Source organism: Variovorax sp. 05L425, assembly GCF_056397705.1.
Genome location: NZ_JBFTNY010000005.1, coordinates 164,103 through 188,956, shown reverse-complemented (window position 1 = coordinate 188,956; position 24,854 = coordinate 164,103). Strand labels below are relative to the sequence as shown.

Below are 24,854 nucleotides of genomic sequence, written 5' to 3'. Positions count from 1 at the left end.
CGCGGGCGGTCACCGTCAGGTTTTTCACCCGTGCTTCTGGTACTTGCTACGTTGGCCACAGGCCTGCAAAGTCGAAAGACAGTTGCCGGTGATGACGAATCGACAACAGATAGACCACTTCTTCAAACACCGCATACAGCATCAGGTAGTCGCCGTGCAGGTATATCCGCAAGCGATCAAGCGCCCCTGCAGGCAGCTTGGCCAGTTGTTCCAGCGCTTCAACGGATTGGGGCGGTTGCTCAACGTAGCGACGTCCTATCAACGGAAAGCGCGCAAGGTTGGGTACTACTGTCTTGCGCAGACCTGCGAGCAGGTTGTCGTAGGCAAATGGCGCATTGGCCTCTGTCAAGAACAGTTCAATGGATTCGAGGCGCGCAATGAAGCTGTCTGTCAGCTCGACCCGGTGAAGGCGCTCAGCCACGCTTTTTGACTGCCCTGGCCGTCGAGGCTGCGGCAGCCCTTCGTTTCTGGAGCGAAGCCAGAGCCGAGTCCGCGTCATGCGTGCGGCCACCCGTGATGTCGTCGAGCCCGCGCTTGGCGTCGTCGATCAGCAGCAGGTGGATGTGTTCCAGCTCCAGGCGGTGGTAGTAGTCCAGGCGGTCGACGTCGATCAACGCAACATAGCTCTCGCCATTCTTGGTGATGATCTTCTCGGCGCCGGCCCTGACCTGGTCCGCCAGCTCAGAAAGGTTGGCACGGGCCGCCGTGAATGGCACAACATCTCTAGCTGAAAAGCCCATGGCCGGCTCCTTTGAGGGGGTTACAGAATTCTGTGCATTTTATGCCTGCGAGAGAACTCGCTGCGGCCGCACGATCGGCATCTTCCGCGCATACCCCGAACTCGATGGCTGACGCCGACGCGCGGACGGTTCCTAGTCGTCTTGCACGTCGCGCAGCCGAAGGCCAGCTTCGTAGAGCGCATTGCGCGGTGCGCCGCTGATCTCGGCGGCAAGACGCACGGCGCTCTTGAGTGGTAGTTCCGCAAGCAGCAACCGCAGCACGCGCTCGCCCTCCGCGCCATCGTCGGCCGCAGCGGGTTTCGGATGCAACACCAACGCGAATTCGCCGCGCGTGCGATCGCGGCTCTCCGCGAACCAGCCGGGTAGGGCGGCAGCGGCGACGGTCGCGATCTCCTCGAACTGCTTCGTCAACTCGCGCCCGACGGTCACGCGTCGTTCACCGAGGCTCGCCAGCGCACGCGACAACGCCTCGATGCGGTGAGGCGCTTCAAGCAGCACAACGCTGCGCGACTCGCTGGCAAGTTCAAGCACCGCGGCATCGCGCTCGCCGGCCTTGCTGGGGAGGAAGCCGGCGAAAACGAATGCGCTGGCCTGATCACCATCCGCCACCAAACCCGCCGCGCCGACCAAGGTCGTCACGCTGCTCGCACCCGGCAGCGGCAGCACGCGATGGCCGGCCTCACGCACGGCGGCCACCAGACGCGCACCGGGGTCGCTCACGCCGGGCGTGCCGGCATCGCTGACATACGCAATGCGTTCCCCGTTCGCGAGCCGTGCAATCACGGACTGCGCCGCCTCGGCTTCGTTGTGCTGATGCACGGCCAGCAAGCCCGAGGACGGCCGGTCGATGCCGTAGGCACGCAGCAGGCTCTGCGTGTGCCGGGTGTCCTCGCACGCCACCGCATCGACGATCTGCAGCACGTGCAGCGCGCGCAGCGTGATGTCGGCCAGGTTGCCGATCGGCGTGGCGACGACGTAGAGCGTCGCCTGCGGATAATGCTGCGCGCCCGCGGCATCGCTTGCGGCTTGCAGGGCGGCGCCGAACGAAGCGGGAGCGAATGAGTTCAATGGGTTTTCTCCAGAACAAGACAACAGGGACGTCGTCGCGTGTGACGACCAAGCAGCGCGGCGATGCGGCCGAAGACGCCGCGCTCGAACATCTAGAGGCGGCAGGCCTGCGCCTGGTTGCGCGCAATTATCGAACGCCGGGGCGCGGCGGCGGTGAGATCGACCTGATCATGCGAGATCCGCGCGACGGCACGCTGGTCTTCGTCGAAGTCCGCCGGCGCACCGCGGCCACGCATGGCGGTGCCGGCGGGAGCATTACGGGCGTGAAGCAGCGACGCATCGTCTTTGCCGCGCGGCACTACATCAGCCGGCTTCGAGCGCTGCCGCCGTGCCGTTTCGACGTTGTCCTGCTCGAGCAGGAAATTGAATGGATACAGGGTGCCTTCGATGCCGGTTGAGGGCCGATCGGGCACCTCACCGCACTCTCCGCATACACCTTTTGTTTCATCAGTCGCACACGCATGCACAGTTATCATCCCGCCCCATGTTCGAGCAACGGATTCAGCAGCATTTCATCGACAGTGCCGACCTGAAGTATCAGGCGGGTCCTCTCCTCGGGAAATCGGTTTCCCAGGCCATGCAGGCGCTGCTTGCGTGCGTGACCAGCGGCGGCAAGATCCTGGCGTGCGGCGCGGGGGTCTCGGGCTTTCTCGCGGCGCAGTTCGCGGCGCAGTTCGTCGGCCGGTTCGAGCGCGATCGTCCCGAGTTGGCCGCGATTGCATTTTCCGGCGACGCCACCGACCCCGCCGCCGACACGCTCGATGCGCCGGACTCCGACCGCTATGCGCGGCAGGTCCGCGCGCTGGGCCAAGCCGGCGACGTGCTCCTGGTATTGAGCGCGAGCGGCCAATCTGCCTCGGTGCTGGCAGCGGTCGAAGCTGCCCATGCGCGGGACATGACAGTCGTCGCGCTTCTGGGCAATGCGGCGAACACGGGCGGCGGCCCCGGCGGCGCCGTGGGCCGGGCGCTGCGCGAAACCGACGTGCAGATCTGCGTGCCGCATGAGCGCGCCGCGCGCATCCACGAAATCCATCTGCTGGTGCTGCATTGCCTGTGCGACGGCGTGGACGCCCAACTGCTCGGCGATCAGGACAGCGATTCTTCCCTGCTGTCCTCCTGATTTCGTCCTACTGCTGCGCGGCGGCGTTTCGCTTCGAAGCCGCATTGCTTTCGTCGACTCTTTTCAGCACGTCCTGATAGGTCGGCGATTCGCGCAGCAGGCGCCCGCCGAGTTCGCGCAAGCGATCGACGGCTTCGGGGGGCAGGACGAAACTGGTGGGCAGGTTCATGAAGTAGCGCCGCTCGTCGGGGTTCTCGATGGAATCGAAACTCACGTCGATGGCGTCGAAGCTCAGCTTGGGCACGGCCGCTTCGGCTTGGGCCTTCGACATGCCGGCCAGGCGGCGCTCGGCGATCTCCAGTTCCCGCTTGTCGGCCCAGCGCTGCGCGATGTCCTTCAGCAGTTCGACCGACTCGTAAGAGAAGTGATCGATCGGCACGCTCGACGATTGAAAGAGCTGCGAAATGACGCCCGGTGGTCGCTCCCTTCGATCCCAATCGGTGTCCGGGGCGGAACGCGAATTGACGACCACCACGACGATGCGGCGAATGTTCTCGAATCCGATTTCGCGCTGGAAGGTCGGGCTCGCCTCGACCTCTTCGAGCGCTTCGAGGAGCCCGCGCAAGCCCAGGTTGTCGGAGACCCCGCCGTCGACCACATGGATGTAGGGGCGGTTCTTGCTGTCCTGGTAGTTCTGGATGTCGCGATAGCGCAGCAATGCTCGACCGGCCGGTCGGCTGGGTCCGGCCGGATTGGTCACATCCTTCACCCACGCCGGCATCACCGCATTGCAACGGCCGCCGTAGTTGTGATACGTGACGGGCGACAAGACCGCCGGCACCGCGGAAGACGTTGCCGCCGCGCGGGCCAGGCGAACCTTGCCGAGGTCGGAGCACAGCAGGTCGAACTGCTCCTGCGAGAAGCCGAAGCGCGCCCCGGTCGAGAGGTCGGTACCGGTCACGGCCGTCGCCGGCGTCGGCTTGTCGATCAGGTCCGCGAAGGTCGCTCCGTTGAAGAGGATTTCGTCGTAGTAGTCGGCCGCCATTTCCGAGCGACCGTAGAGTCCGCTGCCGAGAGCGAACCAGTTGACGGGGTTCAATGCGCGCCGCGTCAGCGTGCCCTGGACGTCGCGCTTGAGGAATCGAGGCTCGTATTCGGTGAAGAGCTGATCGCCATACAACGCGTAGGCAAGCGCAGTGAAGCTGCCACCTGAAACGCCGGCGATGGCATCGACCTCCGAAAGAAGATTGACGGTCTTGCCCTTGACGACGACATTCGTGCGCTTGAGCTCTTCGAGCACGCCGTACGAGAAGGCCGCGGCGCGCGTGCCGCCTCCTGAGAAGGTCAACAGGAACAAGGTGTCGGCATCGGTTTTGAAGCCGTGCGTTCGCTTGATCATCTTGCTCATTCGATAGCCGCCGTTCACGTCGACCTGATCGATCGGCGGATTGACGGGTGCGAGCGAGTTGCACCCAGCCAGAACCAACGTTGCCAGCCCTCCGCAGAGCCTGCGGGCAAGCCATGTCTGCGACCCGGAGAATGGATTCAAGGAGCTTCCTTTCTCGCTCGGACACTGCGAGCGGACACGTCCCGGCCACTCGCAACATTTGCGCCACCGAGCCTTCAGTCGAGCGGGGATTGTAGGGACGCGGGCTGACCCGCAGCTGTAAATGCCGGACGATGACACGCGGTAACGGGCCTGCAAATCCGCTGGGCTAAACTCGCCGCGATCAGACACAAGGAGCGGGCGAAAGCCTGTCCGGCATTGGCCCGGACCAGAACTTTTCGGCACCGGTCAACTCATCAGGCAAGGCGACAAACGGGTCTCCATATGGATGCCAAAAGTTGTCTTGTGCGCCGTCAATCTCACAATCTCAATACCCAGCATCGGAAGGTCCTACTCATGACGAAGACATCCCCACAACGCATCGCGATCGCACTGGCCGCAAGCGCCGTCTTGGTGGCCGGTCTGCCCGCATGCGTGCCGCTGGCCGTCGGAGGTGCTGCCGCGGTCGGTGCGGGGATGGTGGCCACCGATCGCCGCAGCTCGGGCGCGCAGGTGGACGATCAGTCGATCGAGTTGCGCGGGGCCGCGCGCATACGCGACATCGCCAACGACGACATGAATGTCACCATCACGAGCTTCAATCGCCAAGTGCTGCTCACGGGCTCGGTCGGCACGGACGCCGATCGACGCAAGGTCGAGGATGTGGTTCGGCGCGTTGAAAACGTGCGTTCGGTCGTCAATGAATTGACGGTCGGTCCGTCGAGCACCTTCCAGGAGCGGTCGAACGACACCTTCATCACGGGCAAGATCAAGGCCTCGCTGCTCGATCAGAAGGACATCTTCGGCAACTCGTTCAAGGTCGTGACCGAGCGCGGCACGGTCTACCTGATGGGCATTGCCACCCGACGCGAGACCGATCGCGCCACCGACGTCACGCGCGGCGTGTCGGGTGTCCAGAAGGTGGTTCGCATCGTGGAAATCATCAGTGAATCCGATCTGGCGAACATGCAGTCGCAGCAGCTGCAGCCGGGCGGTACGGGGGCGGCGCCGGCTCCGGCTTCATCCGCACCTGCTTCGCGTTCGAATGTCCCGCTGCCGCCGATGGACCCTCTGCCGGCATCGCCGTCTTCGCCGTCATCGCAGCCGCCGGCCAGCGGCGTGACGACGTCACCCATCCGCTAAGGGCAGGCCAGGCACTGCACTGCGCTACTTGAGCCGGGTGATCAGGCTCGAGGTGTCCCAGCGACGGCCGCCTGCCTGTTGCACGTCGGCGTAGAACTGGTCGACCAGCGCGGTCACCGGCAGTCGTGCACCGTTGCGCTTGGCCTCGTCGAGAACGAGGCCGAGGTCCTTGCGCATCCAGTCCACCGCAAAGCCGAAGTCGAACTTGCCTTCGATCATGGTCTTGCCGCGGTTGTCCATCTGCCAGCTCTGCGCGGCGCCCTTGCCGATGACGGCGAGCACTTCGTTCATGTCCAGGCCGGCCCGTTGGCCAAAGGCGATCGCCTCGGACAAGCCTTGCACCAGGCCGGCGATCGCGATCTGGTTCACCATCTTCGCGAGCTGGCCGGCGCCGCTCTCACCGAGCAGGGCGACCGAACGCGCAAAGGCCGACATGACGGGCTTGACGCGATCGAAGGTGGCCGAGTCGCCGCCGCACATCACGGTCAGGACGCCGTTCTGCGCACCGGCCTGGCCGCCGGAGACGGGCGCGTCGATGAATTGCAGACCACGCTCGATGGCGATCTTCGAGAGTTCGCGTGCGACATCGGCCGAAGCGGTGGTGTGGTCGACGAACACCGCGCCCTTTGCCATGCCGGCGAACGCGCCGTTTTCACCGAGAACCACCGAACGCAGGTCGTCGTCGTTGCCGACGCAGCAGAAGACGATGTCCGCGTTCGAGGCTGCGCCCCGTGGCGTTGCGGCGTGAGCCAGAGTGCCCTTGGCTTGGGACTTGAGTTCTTCCTGCCAGGCGATGGATTTGGCGTCGGTCCGGTTGTAGACCGTCACGCCATGGCCTGCTAGCGCAAGGTGGCCGGCCATGGGGTAGCCCATCACGCCGAGGCCGAGAAAGGCGACCTTCTGCGGCGGGATGGTGTCGTAGGTTTTGGGGTTGAGGCTGCTCATGGGCGCTAGCTTAGCGCCCATCCAGCGGTGCTCAAACGATCGCGAAGTGCTCGGTGCCGGCCGACAAGTCGGTTGTACGCGCACGCTGGCTGTTCAGCTTGATCTGCAGCCGCAGGTCGTTCGCCGAGTCGGCATTGCGGATTGCATCGTCGAAGGAGATCGCATTGCCTTCGAACAGGTCGAACAGCGCCTGGTCGAAAGTCTGCATGCCGAGGTTGCGGCTCTTCTTCATGATTTCCTTGATCTCGCCGACTTCGCCCTTGAAGATCATGTCGGAGATCAGCGGCGTATTGAGCAGCACCTCGACGGCCGCGATGCGCCCATGGCCGTCTTCGGTCGGAATCAGGCGCTGAGAGACCAGCGAACGCAGGTTCAGCGACAAGTCCATGAGCAGCTGCGCGCGGCGTTCTTCGGGGAAGAAGTTGATGATGCGGTCCAGCGCCTGGTTGGCGCTGTTGGCGTGCAGCGTGGCCATGCAAAGGTGGCCGGTCTCGGCGAAGGCCACCGCGTGCTCCATGGTTTCACGGTCGCGGATTTCGCCCATCAGGATCACGTCGGGGGCCTGGCGCAGCGTGTTCTTGAGCGCGGCTTCCCAGCTGTCGGTGTCGATGCCGACTTCGCGCTGCGTCACGACGCAGTTCTTGTGCGGATGCACGAACTCGACCGGATCCTCGACCGTGACGATATGGCCGTAGGAGTTTTCATTGCGCCAGTCGATCATCGCGGCCAGCGTGGTCGACTTGCCCGAGCCTGTCGCGCCCACCAGGATGCACAGGCCGCGCTTGCTCATCGAGACATCCTTGAGCACCTGCGGCATGCCCAGCCCGTCGATCGTCGGCAGCTTGGCGGGGATGGTCCGCAGCACCATGCCGACCTTTCCCTGCTGAACGAAGGCATTGACGCGGAAGCGTCCGATGCCGGTCGGCGAGATCGCGAAGTTGCATTCCTTGGTGCGCTCGAACTCGGCCGTCTGCCGGTCGTTCATGATGGAGCGCGTGAGTGCCAATGTGTGCTGCGCGCCGAGCGCCTGCTGCGACACCTTGGTGACCTTGCCGTCGACCTTGATCGCTGGCGGGAACTCCGCCGTGATGAACAGGTCGCTGCCGTTTCGGCTCACCATGAGCTTCAGCAGGTCGTTGATGAACTGGCTGGCTTGATCGCGTTCCATGTAGTTACTCCGGTACGACGGCTATGGGCTGGTCAGCCAGGGAAATTCTCTGGGATCTTGGCTTTTCCGCGCGCCTCAGCAGATGAGATCACACTGCGGCGCACAAGGTCAGTAAGGTTTTGATCGAGCGTTTGCATCCCCTGGCCGCTGCCGGTCTGGATCGACGAATACATCTGCGCCACCTTGCCCTCGCGGATGAGGTTCCGGATTGCGGGCGTGCCGAGCATGATCTCGTGCGCCGCCACGCGGCCCTGGCCGTCCTTGGTCTTGCACAGCGTTTGCGAGACCACGGCCTGCAGCGATTCCGACAGCATCGCTCGGATCATTTCCTTTTCTTCGCCCGGGAAGACGTCGATGATCCGGTCGATGGTCTTCGCAGCCGACGAGGTGTGCAGCGTGCCGAATACCAGGTGGCCCGTTTCGGCCGCGGTCATCGCGAGGCGGATCGTTTCGAGGTCGCGCATTTCGCCCACGAGGATTGCGTCGGGGTCTTCACGCAGGGCGGAGCGCAGCGCGTTCGCGAAGGAGAGCGTCATCGGCCCGACCTCGCGCTGGTTGATCAGGCACTTCTTGGACTCATGCACGAATTCGATCGGGTCTTCCACCGTGAGGATGTGGCCGTACTCGGTTTCGTTGAGGTAGTTGATCATCGCCGCCAGCGTGGTCGACTTGCCGGAGCCGGTCGGGCCGGTCACGAGCACGAGTCCGCGGGGCTTGAGCGCGAGATCGCCGAAGATCTTCGGCGCGTTGAGCTGCTCCAGCGTCAGGATCTTGGACGGAATGGTCCGGAACACGGCCGCGGCACCGCGCGACTGGTTGAAGGCGTTCACCCGGAAGCGGGCCAGGCCGTCGATCTCGAATGAGAAGTCGACTTCGAGGAACTCTTCGTAGTGCTTGCGGTGCGTGTCGCTCATGATGTCGTACACCATGGCATGCACCGCCTTGTGGTCGAGCGCGTCGACGTTGATGCGCCGCACATCGCCGTGCACCCGGATCATGGGCGGCAGGCCGGACGACAGATGCAAGTCGGAGGCCTTGTTCTTGACGCTGAAGGCCAGCAGTTGGGTGATGTCCACGAAGCTCCTCGGTGACGTTTTGATACGCTTTGATGATTATGACGATGATTAGCGGCAACCTCCAGCAAGTTCGGGCCCGGATCGTGACGGCGTGCACGGCGGTGGGACGCGATCCTGCGAGCGTGCACTTGCTTGCGGTATCCAAGACTTTTCCGGCCGAAGCCGTGCGCGAGGCCTACGCCCTGGGCCAGACGGCCTTCGGCGAAAACTACGTCCAGGAAGGCGTCGCCAAGATCGCGGATCTGCACGACCTGCGCGACAGGCTTCAGTGGCACTGCATCGGGCCGCTGCAGAGCAACAAGACGCGCGTCGTCGCGGAGAATTTCGACTGGGTGCACAGCATCGACCGCCTGAAGATTGCCGAGCGCCTGGCCGAGCAGCGGCCGGCGCATTTGCCGCCGCTGCAAGTGTGTTTGCAGGTCAACGTGGATGCGGGCGCCAACAAGTCAGGCGTGTCGGTCGAAGAAGCGCTGCCGTTGGCGCGCGCTGTGGCGGCGTTGCCACATTTGCGGCTGCGCGGGGTGATGGCGATCCCGGAGCCGACACCGGACTTCGAGGCGCAGCGCGATCTGTTCCTGCGCGCGGCCCGTGTCTTCGACGAGATTCGCAAGGACGGTATCGCGCTCGACACCCTGTCGCTGGGCATGTCCGCCGACCTCGAGGCTGCGGTCGCCGCCGGCAGCACGTTGGTGCGGGTGGGGACGGCGATCTTCGGCCAGCGCTAGGCACCGGCCGCGGCCTATTCGAATAGCCCGAGCAACTCGTCCTTCACCCATTGATGGAGCGCCGAGGTCTCGTGGCGCTGGTGCCAGAACAATTCGACCATGCGGGGCGGCGCCACCAGCGGGACGGGCACGTGCCGCAGGCCGGCCATGCGCGAAGGGTCGAGGCCTCTTGACCACGGCAGCACCGCGACCAGATCGGAACTGCGGACCACGTCGTAGGCGGTCGCATAGTGGTTCACGGTGGCGACCAGGTTGCGCTGGAGGCCTCGGCTGCGCAGGAACACGTCGTAGGTCGGCAGGGTCTTGCCGACCAGGCTGACGTCGATGTGGCGCGCGGCGAGGAATTTCTTGAGGGGAATCTTGTCGAGGCGGGCGAGCGCATGCCCCGTGCGCATGACGCAGACGAAGCCAGGCGACCACAGCGCCCGGGACTTGAGAAAGGCCGGCCGCTGCACTTCATCGGCGTAGACGCTGATCGCGAAGTCCGCGTGGTTGTTCGCGAGCACCGGGCCGAAGTCCACCAGCGTGTTGGGAATGGTGTGGACCTGCATGGAGGGCGCTGCCTCGCTCAATCGGCTGCTCAGCCGGGGCACCACGATGCTGGCGACGTAGTCGGACATCGCGATGCTCAGGCTCGCGGTGCTGCGCAGCGCATCGAAGCTGCCGGCCTCCAGGGTGCCGCGGATCGTCTGCAGCGACTGGGCGAGCGGCTCCCAAAGATCGATCGCCCGCCGCGTCGGCTTGATGCCCGCGCCGCTTCGCACGAACAAGCGGTCGTCGAAGGTATCCCGCAGCCGGCGCAGGGCGTTGCTGACGGTCGGCTGGGTGAGCGACAGTTTTTGCGCCGCACGCGTGACGTTGCCTTCCGTCATGAGCGCTTCAAAGACTTTCAACAGATTGAGGTCGGCACTTCGATAGGTTGTAGCCATGCGGGACCATTCAGCAGATCAATAAACACCATAGTAACTATAAATTTGTCGCAATAAATCGCCGAACCTACGATCCGCCACGGCGCCCATGCCATCCAAAAAGATCAGCGAGACAAAGGGTTAAAGGGTTCACATGACGATTCTTTCAGCGCGCATCGAACGGCTGCCGTTTTCGGGCTTTCATCGGCGGTTGCTTATCGTGGGAGGACTCGGCTACAGCTTCGATGCGATGGATGCCGCCGTGATCGCGTTCGTGCTGCCCGTGCTGCGCACGGCCTGGGCGCTGAGCAGCGTGCAGATCGGCGTCCTGGCGAGCGCGAACTTCATCGGCTTCTTCTTCGGTGCCCTGGCCGCGGGTTCGCTGGGCGATCTGATCGGCCGACGCAAGGTGATGATGTCCGCACTGGCGGTCTACTGCGTGGCATCGCTGTTCAGTGCGATGGTCAATGACTGGAGCCATTTCCTGGTCCTGCGCGTCATCGCCGGCTTCGGCACCGGTGCGGAGAGTGTGATCATCGCGCCCTACCTGTCGGAGTTCGTGGCACGCCGTTACCGCGGCGCTTTCACCGGTGCGCTGGCCGGCTTCTTCTCTTTCGGCTTCGTGGCTGCCGCCTTGCTCGGCTACCTGATCGTGCCCGCGTATGCCGAAGGCTGGCGCATCGTGATCTGCCTCACGGCGACGCCGGTCCTGATGCTGCTGTGGTGGCGCCGCGTGCTGCCCGAGTCGCCACGCTGGCTCGAAAGCCAGGGGCGCGTCGTCGAGGCCGGCGCCATCATGGACGCGGTCGAGGCCGACTTCGAGCGGCGTGGCCATGCACTGCCGGCGCTCGACCCGCAGGACGTCGCGGCGCCGCCGCCCAGCGAGAGTCGGGGAAGCCTCTGGAAGAACTACGCGACCTTGCTGTCGCGCAAGCTCTTCCGCATCACGAGCATGACCTGGCTGATGTGGCTGTCGATCACGTTCAGCTATTACTCCTTCTTCACCTGGATTCCAAGCTTGCTGGTCCAGAACGGAATGACGATCACCAGGAGCTTCGGCTATTCGCTGGTGATGTACCTGGCGCAGGTCCCGGGCTACTTTTCCGCGGCCTGGCTCAATGACCGGATCGGCCGCCAGGCCACCATCGTCAGCTACATGTTGCTGGGCGGGCTGGCCGCGTTGGGGCTGGCGTTCACGCACAGCGATGGGCAGATCATGCTGGCAGGTGTGCTGCTGTCCTTCTTCATGAACGGCACTTACGCGGGGGTCTATGCCTACACGCCCGAGGTGTTCCCTACGCAGGTGCGGGCGACGGGTGCCGGACTGGCATCGGCGATCGGGCGCATCGGCGGGATCACCGCGCCGATTCTGGTCGGCTTCATCTACCCGACGCTGGGGTTCGGAGGTGTCTTCGGGATGACGACGGCTGTGCTCCTGTTGGGATCGGCGGCGGTGATGATCATGGGCGTACCCACGCGCGGCCGGTCGCTGGAAGACATCGCGGCGGCAAAGTTGTCCTGAGGCGCGAGCGATGCCATCCGATATCCAACAACTGCTGTCGACAGTCGCCAGCGCCCACGACGACACACGCCAGCCGCAGGCCACTTTCAAGGCCATCGAAGCGGCTTCGGCGAAGTCGATCGGGCATCGGCTGTTCACGATCCTGGTCCACCACCGCGCCGAGCGGGAGTCCGAGCGGATCTACTCCAACATGCCGGACGTCTACCCCGTGCAGGGGCGCAAGCCCGTCACCGATTCACCCTGGATGCAACAGGTCATGGCGCGCGGCTTGCCGTACATCGGCCGCAACGCCGACGACATCCGCGACGTGTTCTTCGATCACGAACTGATCCTTTCGCTGGGCTGCCAGAGCGTGTTGAACATTCCGTTGCGGTGGCGCGGCCAGACGCTGGGGACGCTCAATCTGCTCCACGAGGAAAACTGGTATCAGGTCCACCACATCGAAATGGCGACGGTGCTGGCGCAATTGGCCGTTCCGGCTGTCATGGCGCAACATCTTCCGGTCTACTTTTGAGGGTCTCCATGACGACTGCCGTACTTTTCAAGAATGCCCATCTGCTCGACCCGCTGCTCGGGGAGTTGCAGGCGGGCCGTGACATCCTGGTCGAAGAGGGTGTGCTGAAAGAGATCTCGGACAGGCCGATTCGCACGAACACTGCGGCACGTGTCATCGACGTCAAGGGCAAGACCGTGATGCCTGGCCTGATCGATCTGCACGTGCACGTGGTGGCGGTGGAACTCAACCTCGCGCAGCAAGTGCGCATGCCCAACGTGCTGGTGACCTTGCGGAGCGTGCCCATGCTGCGCGGGATGCTTCGCCGCGGGTTCACCACTGTTCGCGATGCCGGCGGCGCGGGCTTCGCGTTCAAGCAGGCCGTCGAGTCCGGCCTGGTCCAAGGGCCCCGGTTGTTCGTCTCGGGGCGCGCGCTGAGCCAGACGGGCGGCCACGGCGACATGCGGACTCGCTCCGACTACCTGAGCAACGATCCGCCATGTTCCTGCGTGCGTGTCGGCGCGCTCGCGCGCGTGGTCGACGGCGTCGACGCGGTGCGCAAGGCCGCGAGGGAAGAGCTTCAGATGGGTGCCGACCAGATCAAGATCATGGCTTCCGGTGGTGTGGCCTCGCCGACCGATCCGGTGGGTGCCTTCGGCTACTGCGAGGACGAAATCCGCGCCATCGTTGGCGAGGCCCGGGCGCGCGGCACCTATGTCCTGGCGCACGCCTATACGGCGGAGGCCATCGCGCGGGCGGTGCGTTGCGGCGTGCGGACCATCGAGCACGGCAATCTGGTCGACGCGCCGACCGCCTCGTTGATGGCCGAGGCCGGTGCCTATGCGGTTCCGACGCTGGTGACCTACGACGCGTTGGCCAGCGAAGGCGCGACCTATGGCCTGCCGAAGGAAAGCGTAGCGAAGGTGGCGGATGTGCGCGAGGCCGGCCTGCGCTCGCTGGAGATCTTCAAGGCCGCCGGCGTGAAGATGGGCTTCGGGTCCGACCTGCTTGGGGAATCGCAACGTCTCCAGAGCAACGAATTCCGCCTGCGCGCAGAGGTGCTGTCGCCTGCCGAGGCGGTGGCCAGCGCGACGATCGTGGGCGCCGAGGTACTTGGCATGAGCGACCGCCTTGGCCGACTGGTGCCCGGCGCGTTGGCCGATCTCCTGGTCGTGGACGGCAATCCGCTTCAAGACATCAACTGCCTGCTTGGCCAGGGCGAGCGCATTCCGCTGGTCATGAAAGAAGGCGTCGTTCAATTCGAATCGCTGTGAACTCGCCCTTGGTCAGGAGCCGAGTGGCAGCTTGGCGCTGCTTTTCACTTCTTCCATGACCGCGTAGGTCCGCGTCTCGCGCACGCCGGGCAACTGCCACAGTACCGTTCCGGCGAAAGCGCGGTAGTCGGCCATGTCGGCCATGCGCGTCTTCAACAGGTAGTCGAACCCGCCCGCCACCATGTGGCATTCCATGATTTCGTCGCGCACCTGCACTGCGGCCTTGAATTCGTCGAAGACATTCGGTGTCGTGCGGTCGAGCAGCACTTCGACGAACACCGTAAAGCCCCGGCCGAGCTTCTGCGGATCGAGCCGGGCTTCGTAGCCCAGGATGAAGCCTTCGCGCGTCAGGCGCTGCACGCGCGCCAACACGGCAGTCGGCGAGAGCGCGACGGTTTCGGCCAGCTTGAGGTTGGAAATTCGACCGTCTTCCTGAAGAACCTTCAGGATTTTCATGTCGATGCGGTCAAGATCGGCGGATGGGCTGCTCATTGGTGGTGAATTATCCGGTCGGCGGCTGATATTTGGTGAATAACTCAGCGCGAGAAGGCGGAGCATTCGTTGCATCTCTCGGAGTTGAACCATGCGCCTGCCCACCCCCTACCGACCTGAATCCGAAGTCGTCTCCCACCGCCTCGCCTCGCTGAAAGGCGTCCTGGACTGGACCTTCGTCGCGGCATCCGCCGCACCCTGGGTTCGCGCAGTGCGCGACCATCCGCCGCCCTTCTGGGCCATGGAAAGCCTCCTGCGCGAATACCCGATCTCCAGCGCTGAAGGCCTGGCCCTGATGCGTCTGGCGGAAGCGCTGCTGCGCGTGCCTGACGCCGAGACGGCCATTGCGCTCACGGCGGATCAATTGGGCCGTGCCAATTTCGACGGCGCCGCTGACTCGACGCTGTCGCGCCTTTCAGCTTCCGCCATCGCGTTGTCGAAGAAGTTTCTTCCGCACTTGTCGGCGGAGCCGGGGCAGGCCGAACCCGGACCCGGCCTGATGGCGCGACTGGGCGCCCGGACAGTGGTGGCCGCGACCTTGAGGGCCGTGCAACTGCTCGGTCGCCAGTTCGTGCTCGGACAGACCATCGACGAGGCGATGGGCGAGGCACGATCCGCACACCGAAAGCACGCCGCCCTCCGGTTCAGCTACGACATGCTGGGCGAAGGCGCACGCACAGACGCGGATGCATTGCACTACCTGGACAGCTACGTCAACGCGATCCAGTCGATCGCCGCCGGCGCCGACAGGGCCGGCAAGCCGGAAGACAACGACGGAATCTCGATCAAGCTCAGCGCCCTGCATCCGCGCTATGAAGATGCCCAGCGCGATCGCGTGATGAGCGAACTGGTGCCGCGCGTGTGGCGGCTCTGCGAGCTGGCGGCGGACGCTCAGCTCAATCTCACCATCGATGCGGAAGAGGTGGACCGGCTCGAACTGTCGCTCGACGTGTTCGAAGTGCTGGCAGCGCGTGTCGCGGCCGAGCGTCCCGAGTGGCGGGGCTTCGGGCTCGCGATGCAGGCCTACCAGACGCGTGCGCTCGAACTGATCGAGCACGTCGCCGCGATCGCGCGCAAATACAAGCTGCGCCTGATGTGCCGGCTGGTGAAGGGCGCCTACTGGGATGCGGAAATCAAGCGCACCCAGGAACTGGGGCTGCCGCACTACCCGGTCTTCACGCACAAGCACCACACCGACCTGAGCTATCTGGCCTGTGCGCGCGCGCTGCTCGCCGCGCCCGACGCGATCTATCCGCAATTCGCGACCCACAACGCGGGGACCATCGCGGCGATCTTGCAGATGGCTGGCGATGCGCCCTTCGAGCTGCAACGGCTCCATGGGATGGGCGAGGGCGTTTACCGCGAGGTCATGAAGCGCAGCGGCGTGCCGGTACGGGTCTACGCCCCGGTCGGACGGCACAAGGACTTGCTGGCGTACCTCGTGCGCCGTCTGCTGGAGAACGGGGCCAACTCGTCCTTCGTCAACCAGCTCGGCGACGAGTCGGTTGGAATGGACGAACTGCTCGTGTCGCCCCTCTGGCTGGACCGCGACAGTTCGCTGCCCTTGCCCCATGCGCTTTACGGACCGCCGCCTGCTCGCCGCAACAGCCACGGCGTCGATCTCACGGTCGAATCGATGCGCGCGCCGCTGCTCGACGCATTGGCCGCCGTCAGCGTTCCGGTCGTGCCGGAGGCCGATCCGCGCCGTATGGCCGAAGCCGTCGCTGCGTCGGCGGCGAGCCATCGCTCATGGACCTACGCGCCGGTTGCCCAGAGGGCGGCGGCGCTGCGACACGCGGCCGACGCCCTGGAAGCCGCCTTGCCGCGCTTCTGTGCGCTGCTGGTCAAGGAAGCCTTCAAGACCTGGGGCGATGCAGTCGCCGAAGTGCGCGAGGCCGTCGATTTCCTGCGCTACTACGCCGACGAGGCCGAGCGCGTCATGGCGCCGGTCGTCTTGCCCGGGCCGACCGGCGAGAGCAACGAATTGCGCCTGACGGGGCGAGGCCCCTGGGTGTGCATCAGTCCCTGGAATTTCCCCCTGGCGATCTTCCTGGGCCAGGTGGCCGCCGCGCTCGCAACCGGCAACACCGTGCTGGCGAAGCCCGCGGAGCAGACACCCGCCGTCGCGTCGGAGGCGGTCAAGCTGCTGCATGCGGCGGGCGTGCCGGCGGATGCCCTGCAGTTGCTGCACGGCTCGGGTGAAACCGTCGGCGCTGCGCTCGTGGCAGCGGCCGGCGTGGCGGGGGTCGTGTTCACCGGATCGACGCAGGTCGCGAAGATCATCCATCGCACGCTGGCGGGCAAGGACGGTCCCATCGTCCCGCTGATCGCGGAGACCGGTGGCATCAACGCGATGCTGGTCGACTCCAGCGCGCTGCCGGAGCAGGTCGTCGATGCCGTGGTCCAGAGCGCCTTCCGCTCGGCGGGTCAGCGTTGTTCGGCGCTGCGCCTGTTGCTGATCCACGAAAGCATCGCCGATGACGTGATCGAGATGATCCGTGGCGCGGCGAAGGAACTGGTTGCGGGCGACCCGGCCTTGCTGTCGACGGATGTCGGTCCGGTGATCGACCGCGAAGCATTCGACGGCATCCAGCGCCACCTGGAGCGCCTGAACGCCGAAGCCAAGGTGCTGATCGATTCCGACGGGCCGGCGGCATCGCGCATCGCCAACCTCGTGTTGCCCCATGCCTACGAGGTGCCTTCCATCGAGAGCGTGCAGACCGAGATCTTCGGGCCGGTGCTGCATGTCGTGCGTTGGTCGGGCGATCCGCAGGCTGTCATCGACAAGGTCAACGGGCTCGGTTTCGGACTCACGCTCGGCATCCAGACGCGCATCGACAGCCGTGCGCAGGCGCTGGCGGCTCGGGCGCGCGTCGGCAACGTCTACGTGAACCGAAACATCATCGGGGCCGTGGTCGGCGTGCAGCCTTTCGGCGGCGAGGGCCTGAGCGGAACCGGCCCCAAGGCGGGCGGACCGCACTATCTGCCGCGCTTCTGCGCGGAGCAGACACTCACCATCAACACCACCGCCGCAGGCGGCAACGCGGCGCTCCTTGCCGCTAGCGCATAACTGGAAAAGCAAAGCGCATAGGCATGGCGCGGCCGATGCCGGAGGACTATCGTCGCGGCTATCCGTTCAACCACAAGGAATCCCATGAGTTCCGTCTTGTCCTACGTCCAGCCGACCGCCAACAGCCCCTGGGGCACCTATCTTTCGCAGGTCGACCGCGTGGTCCCCTACCTGGGCGAACTGGCCCGCTGGGTGGAGACGCTCAAGCGCCCCAAGCGCGCGCTGATCGTCGACGTGCCGATCGAGATGGACGATGGCTCCATCGCCCATTTCGAGGGCTATCGCGTGCAGCACAACCTGTCGCGCGGCCCCGGCAAGGGCGGTGTGCGCTTTCACCCGGACGTCACGCTCGAGGAAGTCATGGCCCTGTCGGCCTGGATGACGGTCAAGACGGCCGCCGTGAACCTGCCGTACGGCGGCGCCAAGGGCGGCATTCGCGTCGACCCCAAGAAACTGTCGATGAAGGAACTTGAAAAAGTCACGCGCCGCTACACCAGCGAAATCGGCATCATCATCGGCCCGCACAGCGACATTCCGGCGCCGGACGTCAACACCAACGCGCAGATCATGGCGTGGATGATGGACACCTATTCGATGAACGTCGGCGGCACGGCCACCGGCGTCGTCACGGGCAAGCCGCTGCATCTGGGTGGATCGCTCGGCCGCGTCAAGGCGACCGGCCGGGGCGTTTTCGTGACAGGGCGCGAAGCCGCGCGCCGCCTGGGTCTCGACCTGCGGGGCGCGCGCGTGGCCGTTCAGGGCTTCGGCAACGTGGGTTCGGTCGCGGCGGAACTCTTCGCCGAGGCAGGCGCCAGGATTGTCGCGGTGCAGGACCACACCGGCACCATCTTCAACGACAAGGGCCTCGACCTCGCCAAGCTGGTGCCGCTTTCGCGCACCGATGGCGTCGTCGGCTTCAAGGGCGGTGACGTGATCGAGAACGAGGCCTTCTGGGACGTGGCCTGCGACATCCTGATTCCGGCCGCGCTCGAAGGCCAGGTCACCGCCGAGCGCGCAAGCAAGACCAAGGCGAAGCTGGTACTCGAGGGCGCCAACGGCCCGACCGTGCCGGAAGCCGACGACATCCTTGCCGAGCGCGGCGTGCTGGTCGTGCCCGACGTCATCTGCAACGCGGGCGGCGTGACGGTGAGCTACTTCGAATGGGTGCAGGACTTCTCGTCCTTCTTCTGGGACGAGGACGAGATCAACGAGCGCCTCGACCGCATCATGATGAACGCGCTCAACCACATCTGGGACAAGGCCGACGAGCACAAGATCAGCCTGCGCACCGCCACTTACGCGGTGGCATGCGGACGCATCCTGATGGCTCGCCAGGAGCGCGGTCTCTATCCATGATCGAGGTGCCCGCCGACGCCCTGGCGCGGATCGATGCGCTCTTGGCCGGCGGGCAGCGCCGGTTGCTCGGGCTGGTCGGGGCGCCCGGGTCGGGCAAGTCGACGCTGGCGCAGGCGCTGCTGCAGGCGCTGCCGGGCCGCGCGCAGGTGGTGCCGATGGACGGGTTCCACCTGGCCAACATCGAATTGCGCCGTCTCGGCCGTGCGGATCGCAAGGGCGCGCCGGACACCTTCGACGGCGCCGGCTACGTCGCGCTGCTGAGACGCCTGAGGGAACAGCGCGAGGGCGAGATCGTCTACGCGCCCGAGTTCCGGCGCGAAATCGAAGAGCCCATTGCCGGCGCGATCGCGGTGCTGCCCGAAACCCGGCTGGTCATCACTGAAGGCAACTACCTGCTGCTGGATGACGGGCCGTGGGCCGGGGCCGCGTCCTTGCTCGACGAGGTCTGGTACGTGGATGTCGACGACGCGTTGCGGCATGAACGCCTCGTACGGCGGCACGAGCAGTTCGGGCGCAGCAGGGCCGAGGCACTGGCCTGGGTGGCGCAGACCGACGAACCCAACGCGCGCCGCATCGCGGCCACACGCGGGCGGGCGCAGCATGTGATCCGGCTGGACGGCTGATTCCTGCCGCGAATCGGGAACGCCGGAGCGCCCGGCATGTCCAAGCAGGGCCGCCGACCGGCGGGTTCCCGCTAGCATTGCCGAGTTCCGCCCAATTCCCTGCTGCCCACCCCTGCCCTCATGCGTTTACCGATTTCCCGTGCGGCGGCTGCCGCGCTGTCGATGTCTCTTCTTTTTCTGGTTGCCGGATGCGGCGTCTCGTCGCCGCGACGCGTCTCGTACGAGCCGGAAGAATTCGATTCCACCACCACCCACACACGCACCTACGTCGCCACCGAGGGGCAGACCTGCGAGGCCGCGCGGCGGGCGCTGCTCAGCCAGGGGTACATGATCACCGCGGCCAACCAGGAACTGGTGACCGGCCGCAAGAGTTTCCAGCCGGACGCCGAGGTGCATGTGGAGGTCGAGTTCCGGGTGGTCTGCGCTCGCGAAGCCGGCGGCCGCAAGCGCAGCACCATCGCCTTCGCGAGCGCCTTGCAGGACCGCTACGGGGTGAAGAAGGTCAACAATTCGGCCAGTGTTGGCGTCGGTGCGATCGGCTCGCTGTCGCTGCCGTTCTCGTCGAGCGACGACGCCATGGTCAAGGTGGCGAGCCAGACGCTGACCGATGACCGGTTCTACGATCGCTTCTTCTCGTTGATCGATCGCTTCCTGCCCGAGACGACCGAGGAGCCTCCGGCGGAGGTGCATCCCATCGTTCCCGCCAAGCCGCTCGTCGAGACGCCGCTTCAGCCGGTCCCCGCCTCTCCTCCCACGCAGGGCTGAGGATCGCGGCCCCCCGGGCTTGGCGCTCGCGCGGCATTGTGCGATTCTGCGGGGATGATCAAGATCGGCACGCTCTGCTACGTGGTCCCGAGCTGCGTAGCCAGCCCGTTGACGCAGCGGGCGGTCGGCAGGATCGTCGAAGTGGTGTCGGCACCCTACGATGCACCCGACTGGACTTATCTGCCCGGCACGTACTACGACGTGCAGTTCGAAGGCTGGACTTTCTATTGCCGCAGCGACAAGCTGCAGCCCATCTCGGACCCGGGTATCGATGTGTCCGAACCTGCTTCCGAAAGCATCGGGCAGGACGCCTGACCGGAAAGCCCGCCGCCGCCTTCAGCGGGCCAGCGTGGATTTGCCGAACAGGCTTTCGATCAGCTCCACCGCCACTTCCGCCGTGCGGTTGCGCACATCCAGCGCCGGATTGAGCTCGACCACGTCGAGCGAGCCCAGCCGGCCCGTGTCGGCAATCATCTCCATGCACAACTGCATTTCGCGCCAGGTCGGGCCGCCGCGCACGCCCGTGCCGACGCCGGGCGCGTAGTCGGGGTCGAGGCAGTCGAGGTCGAAGCTCACGTGGAGGTGCGTGTCCTCGTCCACGTCCTGCAGCGCCTCGGTCATCGTCGTGCGCATGCCGTGCTCGTCGATGTGGCGCATGTCGAACACGCTGAGCCCGAGGGCGCGGATGGCAGCCTTCTCGTCCGCGTCGACACTTCGGATGCCGATGAAGCGGATCGCGTCGTGTTCGAGCGCCGCTCGCTCGCCGCTCCAGCCCGTCAGCGCCGCGGGTCCATGGCCGAGCAGGCATGAAACCGGCATCCCATGAAGGTTGCCGCTCGGGCTGGTGGTTTCGGTATTGACGTCGGAATGGGCATCGAGCCACAGCACACGCAGTTTCTTGCCGCGCTGGCGTGCATGCCACGCGACGGCGCTGATGGAGCCGATCGCAATGCTGTGGTCGCCTCCCAACAAGATAGGCAGGTGATTGGCATGGAACGCCCGATCAACGGCCTCGTAGACCGCCCGGTTCCACGCGATGACTTCCTCCAAGTGGTGCAGGCCCTCCGCCGGCGCAACCCAGGGCGTCGCCGGGCCGGCCAGGTTGCCGCCGTCGACAACGTTGAAGCCCAATCGCGCCAACATGACGGCGATACCCGCGACCCGCAGCGCGTCGGGGCCCATGCCGGCACCCCGGGTGCTTGCGCCGATGTCGGTCGGCGCGCCGATCAGTTGAAGGGTCGCGGTCATGTGCAGAGGCCTCCTGGAAAGTGCCGGGCGTTCGGCACCTAACGGTACAGCATGAACATGACGTTGACTTCGATGTGCAACCTTTCAGCGCGCGGCCGCGGCGGCAGTCTTGCGGGCCGTCGTCTTGCGCGGTGCCGCCTTCGCCGCGACGGCAGTGCTTTCGGGCACGTCGAGCGCCTTCACGCGCGCCAGCAGCGCACGGTGTTCCTCGACGAGGTGGTCCGCGATGTCATCCACGTCGGGCACCGCCCGACGGCAGGCGATGAGGCCGAAATCCAGCATGCCGTTGTAGCTCTGCACCGTCATGTTGAGCGCCATGCCGTGGCTCGGGATCGACACCGGGTAGTAGGTCAGCAGCTTCGCCCCCGCGAAATGGAGCGCAACCGGCGCGCCGGGCACGTTGGAGATCACCAGGTTGGCCACTGGCGGCAACCGGTCCGCAAGACGCGAGCGGCCGTACATCGACGCCAGCCCCGACATCAGCCATGGTGCGCCGAATGACGGGAAGTCCGTCGGAATCGCCGCCTTCACGTTGCCCATCAGCGACTTCGCGGCCGCTGACGATTCGGAGATGGCCTTGATGCGCTCCACCGGATCGGCCACGTCGGTGGCCAGCGTCATGACGGTCATCGAGACCTGGTTGTTCGATGTCGTGTCGCCCGGCTCGCGCAGGGTGACCGGAATCGCCGCCGTCAGAGGTTTTTTCGGCAGCTTGCCGAGATCGGACAGATACCGGCGCAGCGCGCCCGCGCAGAGTCCGAGCACCACGTCGTTGAGGCTCGCGCCCAATCGCTTGCCGATCAGCTTGACTTCAGCCAGCGGAATCGAGCGAACCGCATAGGCGCGCTGATTGGTGATCGCCACGTTGAGCGGCGTTCGAGGGCCGAGAAGGCTGAGATTCTTCGGCACGTTCCAGAGCCGGCTGCCCTCGCTCGTCGGCTGCGGAACGACGAGGCTGCGCACCGCGCGCGCCATGTCGGGGAAGGTCTTCACCAGCTTCAGGTACTGCTGCAGCGTGTTGGTCAGCGCGGCGCCTGCGAGTTCGGCCACGCCCAGTTGGTAGCGGTTGCGTCGCGCGATGCTGCGGGGCGCCTTGACGGGGCGCGGCGTCGGCGTCAGGTCCATGATCGCTTCCGCGAAGGCGGCGCCGGCCTGGCCATCGATGCCGGCGTGGTGGAGCTTCGAATAGAGCGCGACGCCGCCGCCCTGCAGCCCATCGATCACGAAGAACTCCCACAGCGGCCGGCTGCGGTCCAGCAGCGTCGAATGCAGGCGTGCCACGTACTGCTCGAGCTGCTTCATCGTCCCCGGTCGCGGCAAGGTGACGCGACGCACGTGGTAGTCGAGATCAACGTCGTTATCGTCCACCCACACCGGATTGGACAGTTCGAAGGGCATGAGCGCGAGCTTGCGCGTGAACACCTCCGACAGATGCATCCGGCTCGCCACATGCGCCTTCACGTCTTCGTAGAAGTCGCCCTTGTAGCCGGCCGGAAGCTCCAGCAGATGCAGCCCGCCGACGTGCATCGGCGTCTCGGGCGTTTCGGTGTGCAGGAAGGTCGCGTCGAGGCCGCTGAGGTGTTTCATCGGGCATTCCGGTTGGATTCGAGGCGGCGACAGGCGCAGCGCGAGGGAAAATGATCCGCAATGTCCAGAGGGCCGGATAGCGGGTAAGCCCGGACAAGCCGAGGCCTGCGAGGCCGGCCGCCCGTCGTAGCATCGTGCTGGCGCGAAATTGGGGCAAATGGACTAACTATCGAACCGTTCTAGTTTTTCAGGCCTAGGGCTTTACGGAGAAGATGACCCCATCGCGTCGGATCCATGGCGCGTTCATCAACTTCAAAGGAAACCACCATGTCCACGCAAAACATCTCCACCGCCGCCATCCACGTCGTCGGCCAGTACAACGACGCAGGCAAGACCCTCGTCAGCGCCTACCGTGCCGGTGCGCATCGCCTGCTGGGCGGCGCCGCTTCGCGCTACAGCGCGTTCCTGGACGCTCGCGAACTGCCGATGGTGAGCGACGACGTCAAGGCCCGCCTGCTGAGCGCGCAAGAAAAGGTGACCGGCTTCCTCGCGAGCCGTCTCGACATCGACACCAGCCGCGTCGTCTCGCTGATGGACCGCGTTGCCACCGGCGCGACCAGCGGCATCGAATCGATCGCCAACATCGCCGCCCGCGTCGAGGCGCCCCTGGGTGCCTCGGTCGTGAACGCCTTCAACCGCGTTCACCAGCCGATCGCCGACGTTTCGGTGAAGATCGCCGACACGATCGCCGCTGGCGCCAAGAAGATCGAAAGCCGCGTGGCCGGCGAAGCAGCTGTTGCGGAAGAAGCCGTGAAGGCCGCCAAGCCCGCAACCCGTCGTGCAACCCGCACGAGCCGCGCCGTCAGCAAGGTCTGATTCCGGAGGCGGGCGGCCGCCTCTCTTCCGTAACGTTCCCTGGAGCAACGCATGGCGACTCGCCGCGATGAAACTGACAGCGTGAAGAAGAAGGCGGCATCGCCGGCCAGGAAGACGGTGTCCGCCAAGAAGGCGGCACCGCGCAAGACACCCGCGGCGAAGAAAGCCGCAGGCACTGATTCCACAGCGGCCCAACCCAAGGAAGAAGCCGGTCAAGCAGGCCCCAAAGGCCTGCTGCGAGCCGGCCTCAAGGCGTTGGGCACGGTGCGCGACGATGTCGTCAAGCACCAGACCAATGTGATCGAAAGCCTCCTCGGCATCGGCAAGATCGACCCGGCGGGCGGCAAGTTTCCCGGCCTCGATACCTTCGGCATCCGCAAGTTCGAGGACGTGTTCGACCAGCGCGTCGCGACGTCGCTGCAACGCCTCGGCATGCCGAGCGCCCAGGAATTCCAGGAACTGCGCGAGCAGATACGACTGCTGCTCGAACACGTCGAGCGGATCGAATCCGGTCGACGCAAGCGCTGAGGTCCGGCGGACAGAGCTATCTTCAGCCCGTGGCCAGTTCCAACACGCGAGAACGCATCCTGCAGACCAGCCTTGCGCTGTTCAATGCGCAGGGGCTCGCGGCGGTGTCGACGCACCGCATTGCAGCCGAGCTCGAAATCAGCCCCGGCAACCTCCATTACCACTTCAAGGCCAAGCAGCTCATCGTCGAGCGGCTTTTCCGGCGTTTCGAGGAGAGCCTCGCGCTGCTCAATGCGTCGGTCGACAACGTGCGCGCGATCGATGACCTCTGGCTGTCGCTGCATCTGCGTTTCGAGGCGATCGACGCCTATCGATTCGTCTATCGCGACATGGCCTTTCTTTCCAGCGAATATCCGGCGCTGGGCCAGCGCGCCCAGGCACTGACGGCGCAGAACCTTCTGGCGGCCAAGTCGCTGTGCGAGACGCTGGTCGCCGCAGGTGTCATCGAGGCGACAGCGGAAGAGGCCCAGATGCTGGCACTTCAGATGGTCTTCACCACGACCTGCTGGCTTTCGTTCGAGCGCCTCGTGCCGGGCCGTGACGCCTTGCAGCAGGCCGATCCGGGGCTTGCGGCTTTCTACACGCTGACGCTGATTTCTCCGTATGTCTCGCGCGAATCGAGGGCTTACCTCGATTACCTGCGAGGCAAATACCTCGGATAAATGGCGCTGTCGGCCGATTGGCTAGAAAGACAAATGGAG

At 65.3% G+C, this 24,854-nt stretch carries 26 protein-coding genes; 15 read left to right on the top strand and 11 right to left on the bottom strand.

Features of this window, described 5'->3' with window-relative positions:
* Positions 1-46: 46 nt before the first annotated feature.
* From AC1DN9_RS08290 to rsmI, 3 genes are all read right to left on the bottom strand, one after another.
* A complete protein-coding gene (locus tag AC1DN9_RS08290; RefSeq protein WP_478099031.1) occupies positions 47-421 on the bottom strand; it encodes a type II toxin-antitoxin system RelE/ParE family toxin in 375 nt (124 codons plus the stop codon).
* A complete protein-coding gene (locus tag AC1DN9_RS08285) occupies positions 414-740 on the bottom strand; it encodes a type II toxin-antitoxin system Phd/YefM family antitoxin (protein WP_478099030.1) in 327 nt (108 codons plus the stop codon). Before AC1DN9_RS08285 ends, AC1DN9_RS08290 begins: the two co-directional genes overlap by 8 nt.
* A 132-nt stretch (positions 741-872) precedes the next feature.
* Positions 873-1,808, bottom strand: a complete 936-nt coding sequence (rsmI, locus tag AC1DN9_RS08280; RefSeq protein WP_478099028.1) for a 16S rRNA (cytidine(1402)-2'-O)-methyltransferase — start codon at positions 1,806-1,808, stop codon at positions 873-875.
* Between rsmI and AC1DN9_RS08275 the strand changes: the two genes are divergently transcribed.
* Positions 1,808-2,206 (top strand): YraN family protein, encoded by a 399-nt coding sequence (locus AC1DN9_RS08275; RefSeq protein WP_478099026.1) that lies wholly within the window; start codon positions 1,808-1,810, stop codon positions 2,204-2,206. The genes rsmI and AC1DN9_RS08275 overlap by 1 nt on opposite strands.
* Positions 2,207-2,292: 86 nt before the next feature.
* Positions 2,293-2,928 carry an SIS domain-containing protein gene (locus AC1DN9_RS08270; RefSeq protein ID WP_478099024.1) on the top strand — a complete coding sequence of 212 codons (636 nt, stop codon included), beginning with the start codon at positions 2,293-2,295 and terminating at the stop codon, positions 2,926-2,928.
* Between the two features lie 7 nt (positions 2,929-2,935).
* Here the strand turns inward: AC1DN9_RS08270 and AC1DN9_RS08265 are convergent, their stop codons facing one another.
* On the bottom strand, positions 2,936-4,417 hold the full coding sequence (locus AC1DN9_RS08265) for a patatin-like phospholipase family protein (RefSeq protein ID WP_478099023.1): 1,482 nt from the start codon (positions 4,415-4,417) through the stop codon (positions 2,936-2,938).
* Positions 4,418-4,771: 354 nt separating this feature from the next.
* On the opposite strand from AC1DN9_RS08265, the gene AC1DN9_RS08260 reads away from it, so the two are divergent.
* Positions 4,772-5,557, top strand: a complete 786-nt coding sequence (locus AC1DN9_RS08260; protein ID WP_478099021.1) for a BON domain-containing protein — start codon at positions 4,772-4,774, stop codon at positions 5,555-5,557.
* Between the two features lie 24 nt (positions 5,558-5,581).
* Here the strand turns inward: AC1DN9_RS08260 and AC1DN9_RS08255 are convergent, their stop codons facing one another.
* From AC1DN9_RS08255 to AC1DN9_RS08245, 3 genes are read right to left on the bottom strand one after another with little or no spacing between them, the layout of a single operon-like run.
* Positions 5,582-6,502, bottom strand: coding sequence for an NAD(P)-dependent oxidoreductase (locus AC1DN9_RS08255; protein ID WP_478099019.1), 921 nt, complete (start codon positions 6,500-6,502; stop codon positions 5,582-5,584).
* Positions 6,503-6,533: 31 nt separating this feature from the next.
* Positions 6,534-7,670 carry a PilT/PilU family type 4a pilus ATPase gene (locus AC1DN9_RS08250; RefSeq protein WP_478099018.1) on the bottom strand — a complete coding sequence of 379 codons (1,137 nt, stop codon included), beginning with the start codon at positions 7,668-7,670 and terminating at the stop codon, positions 6,534-6,536.
* Positions 7,671-7,702: 32 nt separating this feature from the next.
* A complete protein-coding gene (locus tag AC1DN9_RS08245; protein ID WP_478099016.1) occupies positions 7,703-8,746 on the bottom strand; it encodes a type IV pilus twitching motility protein PilT in 1,044 nt (347 codons plus the stop codon).
* Positions 8,747-8,784: 38 nt separating this feature from the next.
* On the opposite strand from AC1DN9_RS08245, the gene AC1DN9_RS08240 reads away from it, so the two are divergent.
* Entirely contained in the window at positions 8,785-9,471 is a 687-nt protein-coding gene (locus AC1DN9_RS08240) for a YggS family pyridoxal phosphate-dependent enzyme (RefSeq protein ID WP_478099014.1), read from the top strand.
* A 14-nt stretch (positions 9,472-9,485) separates the two neighbouring features.
* On the opposite strand, the gene AC1DN9_RS08235 is transcribed toward AC1DN9_RS08240, so the two are convergent.
* Positions 9,486-10,400 (bottom strand): LysR family transcriptional regulator, encoded by a 915-nt coding sequence (locus tag AC1DN9_RS08235; RefSeq protein ID WP_478099012.1) that lies wholly within the window; start codon positions 10,398-10,400, stop codon positions 9,486-9,488.
* Positions 10,401-10,533: 133 nt separating this feature from the next.
* Here AC1DN9_RS08235 and AC1DN9_RS08230 point away from each other — a divergent pair, with 133 nt between their 5' ends.
* From AC1DN9_RS08230 to AC1DN9_RS08220, 3 genes are read left to right on the top strand one after another with little or no spacing between them, the layout of a single operon-like run.
* Positions 10,534-11,901: an MFS transporter gene (locus AC1DN9_RS08230; protein WP_478099010.1), complete on the top strand. Its 1,368-nt coding sequence runs from the start codon at positions 10,534-10,536 to the stop codon at positions 11,899-11,901.
* Between the two features lie 10 nt (positions 11,902-11,911).
* On the top strand, positions 11,912-12,415 hold the full coding sequence (locus AC1DN9_RS08225; protein WP_478099009.1) for a GAF domain-containing protein: 504 nt from the start codon (positions 11,912-11,914) through the stop codon (positions 12,413-12,415).
* A gap of 8 nt (positions 12,416-12,423) precedes the next feature.
* Positions 12,424-13,668 (top strand): metal-dependent hydrolase family protein, encoded by a 1,245-nt coding sequence (locus tag AC1DN9_RS08220; protein ID WP_478099007.1) that lies wholly within the window; start codon positions 12,424-12,426, stop codon positions 13,666-13,668.
* A gap of 12 nt (positions 13,669-13,680) precedes the next feature.
* Here AC1DN9_RS08220 and AC1DN9_RS08215 read toward each other — a convergent pair whose 3' ends face one another.
* Entirely contained in the window at positions 13,681-14,160 is a 480-nt protein-coding gene (locus AC1DN9_RS08215) for an Lrp/AsnC ligand binding domain-containing protein (RefSeq protein WP_478099006.1), read from the bottom strand.
* A gap of 91 nt (positions 14,161-14,251) precedes the next feature.
* Between AC1DN9_RS08215 and AC1DN9_RS08210 the strand changes: the two genes are divergently transcribed.
* From AC1DN9_RS08210 to AC1DN9_RS08190, 5 genes are all read left to right on the top strand, one after another.
* Complete coding sequence (locus AC1DN9_RS08210) at positions 14,252-17,230, top strand: L-glutamate gamma-semialdehyde dehydrogenase (RefSeq protein WP_478099005.1); 2,979 nt, start codon at positions 14,252-14,254, stop codon at positions 17,228-17,230.
* 84 nt (positions 17,231-17,314) lie between these two features.
* Positions 17,315-18,586, top strand: a complete 1,272-nt coding sequence (locus AC1DN9_RS08205; RefSeq protein WP_478099003.1) for a Glu/Leu/Phe/Val family dehydrogenase — start codon at positions 17,315-17,317, stop codon at positions 18,584-18,586.
* Positions 18,583-19,209, top strand: a complete 627-nt coding sequence (locus AC1DN9_RS08200; RefSeq protein WP_478099002.1) for a nucleoside/nucleotide kinase family protein — start codon at positions 18,583-18,585, stop codon at positions 19,207-19,209. The genes AC1DN9_RS08205 and AC1DN9_RS08200 overlap by 4 nt, the downstream gene beginning before the upstream one ends.
* Positions 19,210-19,371: 162 nt before the next feature.
* Positions 19,372-19,974 (top strand): DUF2242 domain-containing protein, encoded by a 603-nt coding sequence (locus tag AC1DN9_RS08195; RefSeq protein ID WP_478099001.1) that lies wholly within the window; start codon positions 19,372-19,374, stop codon positions 19,972-19,974.
* A 54-nt stretch (positions 19,975-20,028) separates the two neighbouring features.
* On the top strand, positions 20,029-20,289 hold the full coding sequence (locus AC1DN9_RS08190; RefSeq protein WP_478098999.1) for a hypothetical protein: 261 nt from the start codon (positions 20,029-20,031) through the stop codon (positions 20,287-20,289).
* 21 nt (positions 20,290-20,310) lie between these two features.
* Here AC1DN9_RS08190 and rocF read toward each other — a convergent pair whose 3' ends face one another.
* Complete coding sequence (gene rocF / locus AC1DN9_RS08185; protein WP_478098998.1) at positions 20,311-21,222, bottom strand: arginase; 912 nt, start codon at positions 21,220-21,222, stop codon at positions 20,311-20,313.
* A gap of 84 nt (positions 21,223-21,306) precedes the next feature.
* Positions 21,307-22,809 (bottom strand): WS/DGAT/MGAT family O-acyltransferase, encoded by a 1,503-nt coding sequence (locus AC1DN9_RS08180; RefSeq protein WP_478098996.1) that lies wholly within the window; start codon positions 22,807-22,809, stop codon positions 21,307-21,309.
* A gap of 267 nt (positions 22,810-23,076) precedes the next feature.
* Between AC1DN9_RS08180 and AC1DN9_RS08175 the strand changes: the two genes are divergently transcribed.
* From AC1DN9_RS08175 to AC1DN9_RS08165, 3 genes are read left to right on the top strand one after another with little or no spacing between them, the layout of a single operon-like run.
* Positions 23,077-23,625 (top strand): hypothetical protein, encoded by a 549-nt coding sequence (locus tag AC1DN9_RS08175; RefSeq protein ID WP_478098994.1) that lies wholly within the window; start codon positions 23,077-23,079, stop codon positions 23,623-23,625.
* Positions 23,626-23,676: 51 nt separating this feature from the next.
* Entirely contained in the window at positions 23,677-24,153 is a 477-nt protein-coding gene (locus AC1DN9_RS08170; RefSeq protein WP_478098992.1) for a phasin family protein, read from the top strand.
* A gap of 29 nt (positions 24,154-24,182) precedes the next feature.
* Positions 24,183-24,815 carry a TetR/AcrR family transcriptional regulator gene (locus tag AC1DN9_RS08165; protein WP_478098990.1) on the top strand — a complete coding sequence of 211 codons (633 nt, stop codon included), beginning with the start codon at positions 24,183-24,185 and terminating at the stop codon, positions 24,813-24,815.
* Positions 24,816-24,854 lie beyond the last annotated feature (39 nt).

What these genes read in the sequence shown, in the direction of transcription:
- AC1DN9_RS08235 (WP_478099012.1), bottom strand. Translation starts at nt 10,400, where the DNA reads ATGGCTACAACCTATCGAAGTGCCGACCTCAATCTGTTGAAAGTCTTT.
- AC1DN9_RS08180 (WP_478098996.1), bottom strand. Translation starts at nt 22,809, where the DNA reads ATGAAACACCTCAGCGGCCTCGACGCGACCTTCCTGCACACCGAAACG.
- AC1DN9_RS08170 (WP_478098992.1), top strand. Translation starts at nt 23,677, where the DNA reads ATGGCGACTCGCCGCGATGAAACTGACAGCGTGAAGAAGAAGGCGGCA.
- AC1DN9_RS08205 (WP_478099003.1), top strand. Translation starts at nt 17,315, where the DNA reads ATGAGTTCCGTCTTGTCCTACGTCCAGCCGACCGCCAACAGCCCCTGG.
- AC1DN9_RS08255 (WP_478099019.1), bottom strand. Translation starts at nt 6,502, where the DNA reads ATGAGCAGCCTCAACCCCAAAACCTACGACACCATCCCGCCGCAGAAG.
- AC1DN9_RS08195 (WP_478099001.1), top strand. Translation starts at nt 19,372, where the DNA reads ATGTCTCTTCTTTTTCTGGTTGCCGGATGCGGCGTCTCGTCGCCGCGA.
- AC1DN9_RS08200 (WP_478099002.1), top strand. Translation starts at nt 18,583, where the DNA reads ATGATCGAGGTGCCCGCCGACGCCCTGGCGCGGATCGATGCGCTCTTG.
- AC1DN9_RS08230 (WP_478099010.1), top strand. Translation starts at nt 10,534, where the DNA reads ATGACGATTCTTTCAGCGCGCATCGAACGGCTGCCGTTTTCGGGCTTT.
- AC1DN9_RS08190 (WP_478098999.1), top strand. Translation starts at nt 20,029, where the DNA reads ATGATCAAGATCGGCACGCTCTGCTACGTGGTCCCGAGCTGCGTAGCC.
- AC1DN9_RS08285 (WP_478099030.1), bottom strand. Translation starts at nt 740, where the DNA reads ATGGGCTTTTCAGCTAGAGATGTTGTGCCATTCACGGCGGCCCGTGCC.
- AC1DN9_RS08215 (WP_478099006.1), bottom strand. Translation starts at nt 14,160, where the DNA reads ATGAGCAGCCCATCCGCCGATCTTGACCGCATCGACATGAAAATCCTG.
- AC1DN9_RS08260 (WP_478099021.1), top strand. Translation starts at nt 4,772, where the DNA reads ATGACGAAGACATCCCCACAACGCATCGCGATCGCACTGGCCGCAAGC.
- AC1DN9_RS08240 (WP_478099014.1), top strand. Translation starts at nt 8,785, where the DNA reads ATGACGATGATTAGCGGCAACCTCCAGCAAGTTCGGGCCCGGATCGTG.
- AC1DN9_RS08210 (WP_478099005.1), top strand. Translation starts at nt 14,252, where the DNA reads ATGCGCCTGCCCACCCCCTACCGACCTGAATCCGAAGTCGTCTCCCAC.
- AC1DN9_RS08270 (WP_478099024.1), top strand. Translation starts at nt 2,293, where the DNA reads ATGTTCGAGCAACGGATTCAGCAGCATTTCATCGACAGTGCCGACCTG.
- rocF (WP_478098998.1), bottom strand. Translation starts at nt 21,222, where the DNA reads ATGACCGCGACCCTTCAACTGATCGGCGCGCCGACCGACATCGGCGCA.
- AC1DN9_RS08220 (WP_478099007.1), top strand. Translation starts at nt 12,424, where the DNA reads ATGACGACTGCCGTACTTTTCAAGAATGCCCATCTGCTCGACCCGCTG.
- AC1DN9_RS08175 (WP_478098994.1), top strand. Translation starts at nt 23,077, where the DNA reads ATGTCCACGCAAAACATCTCCACCGCCGCCATCCACGTCGTCGGCCAG.
- AC1DN9_RS08225 (WP_478099009.1), top strand. Translation starts at nt 11,912, where the DNA reads ATGCCATCCGATATCCAACAACTGCTGTCGACAGTCGCCAGCGCCCAC.
- AC1DN9_RS08250 (WP_478099018.1), bottom strand. Translation starts at nt 7,670, where the DNA reads ATGGAACGCGATCAAGCCAGCCAGTTCATCAACGACCTGCTGAAGCTC.
- AC1DN9_RS08275 (WP_478099026.1), top strand. Translation starts at nt 1,808, where the DNA reads ATGGGTTTTCTCCAGAACAAGACAACAGGGACGTCGTCGCGTGTGACG.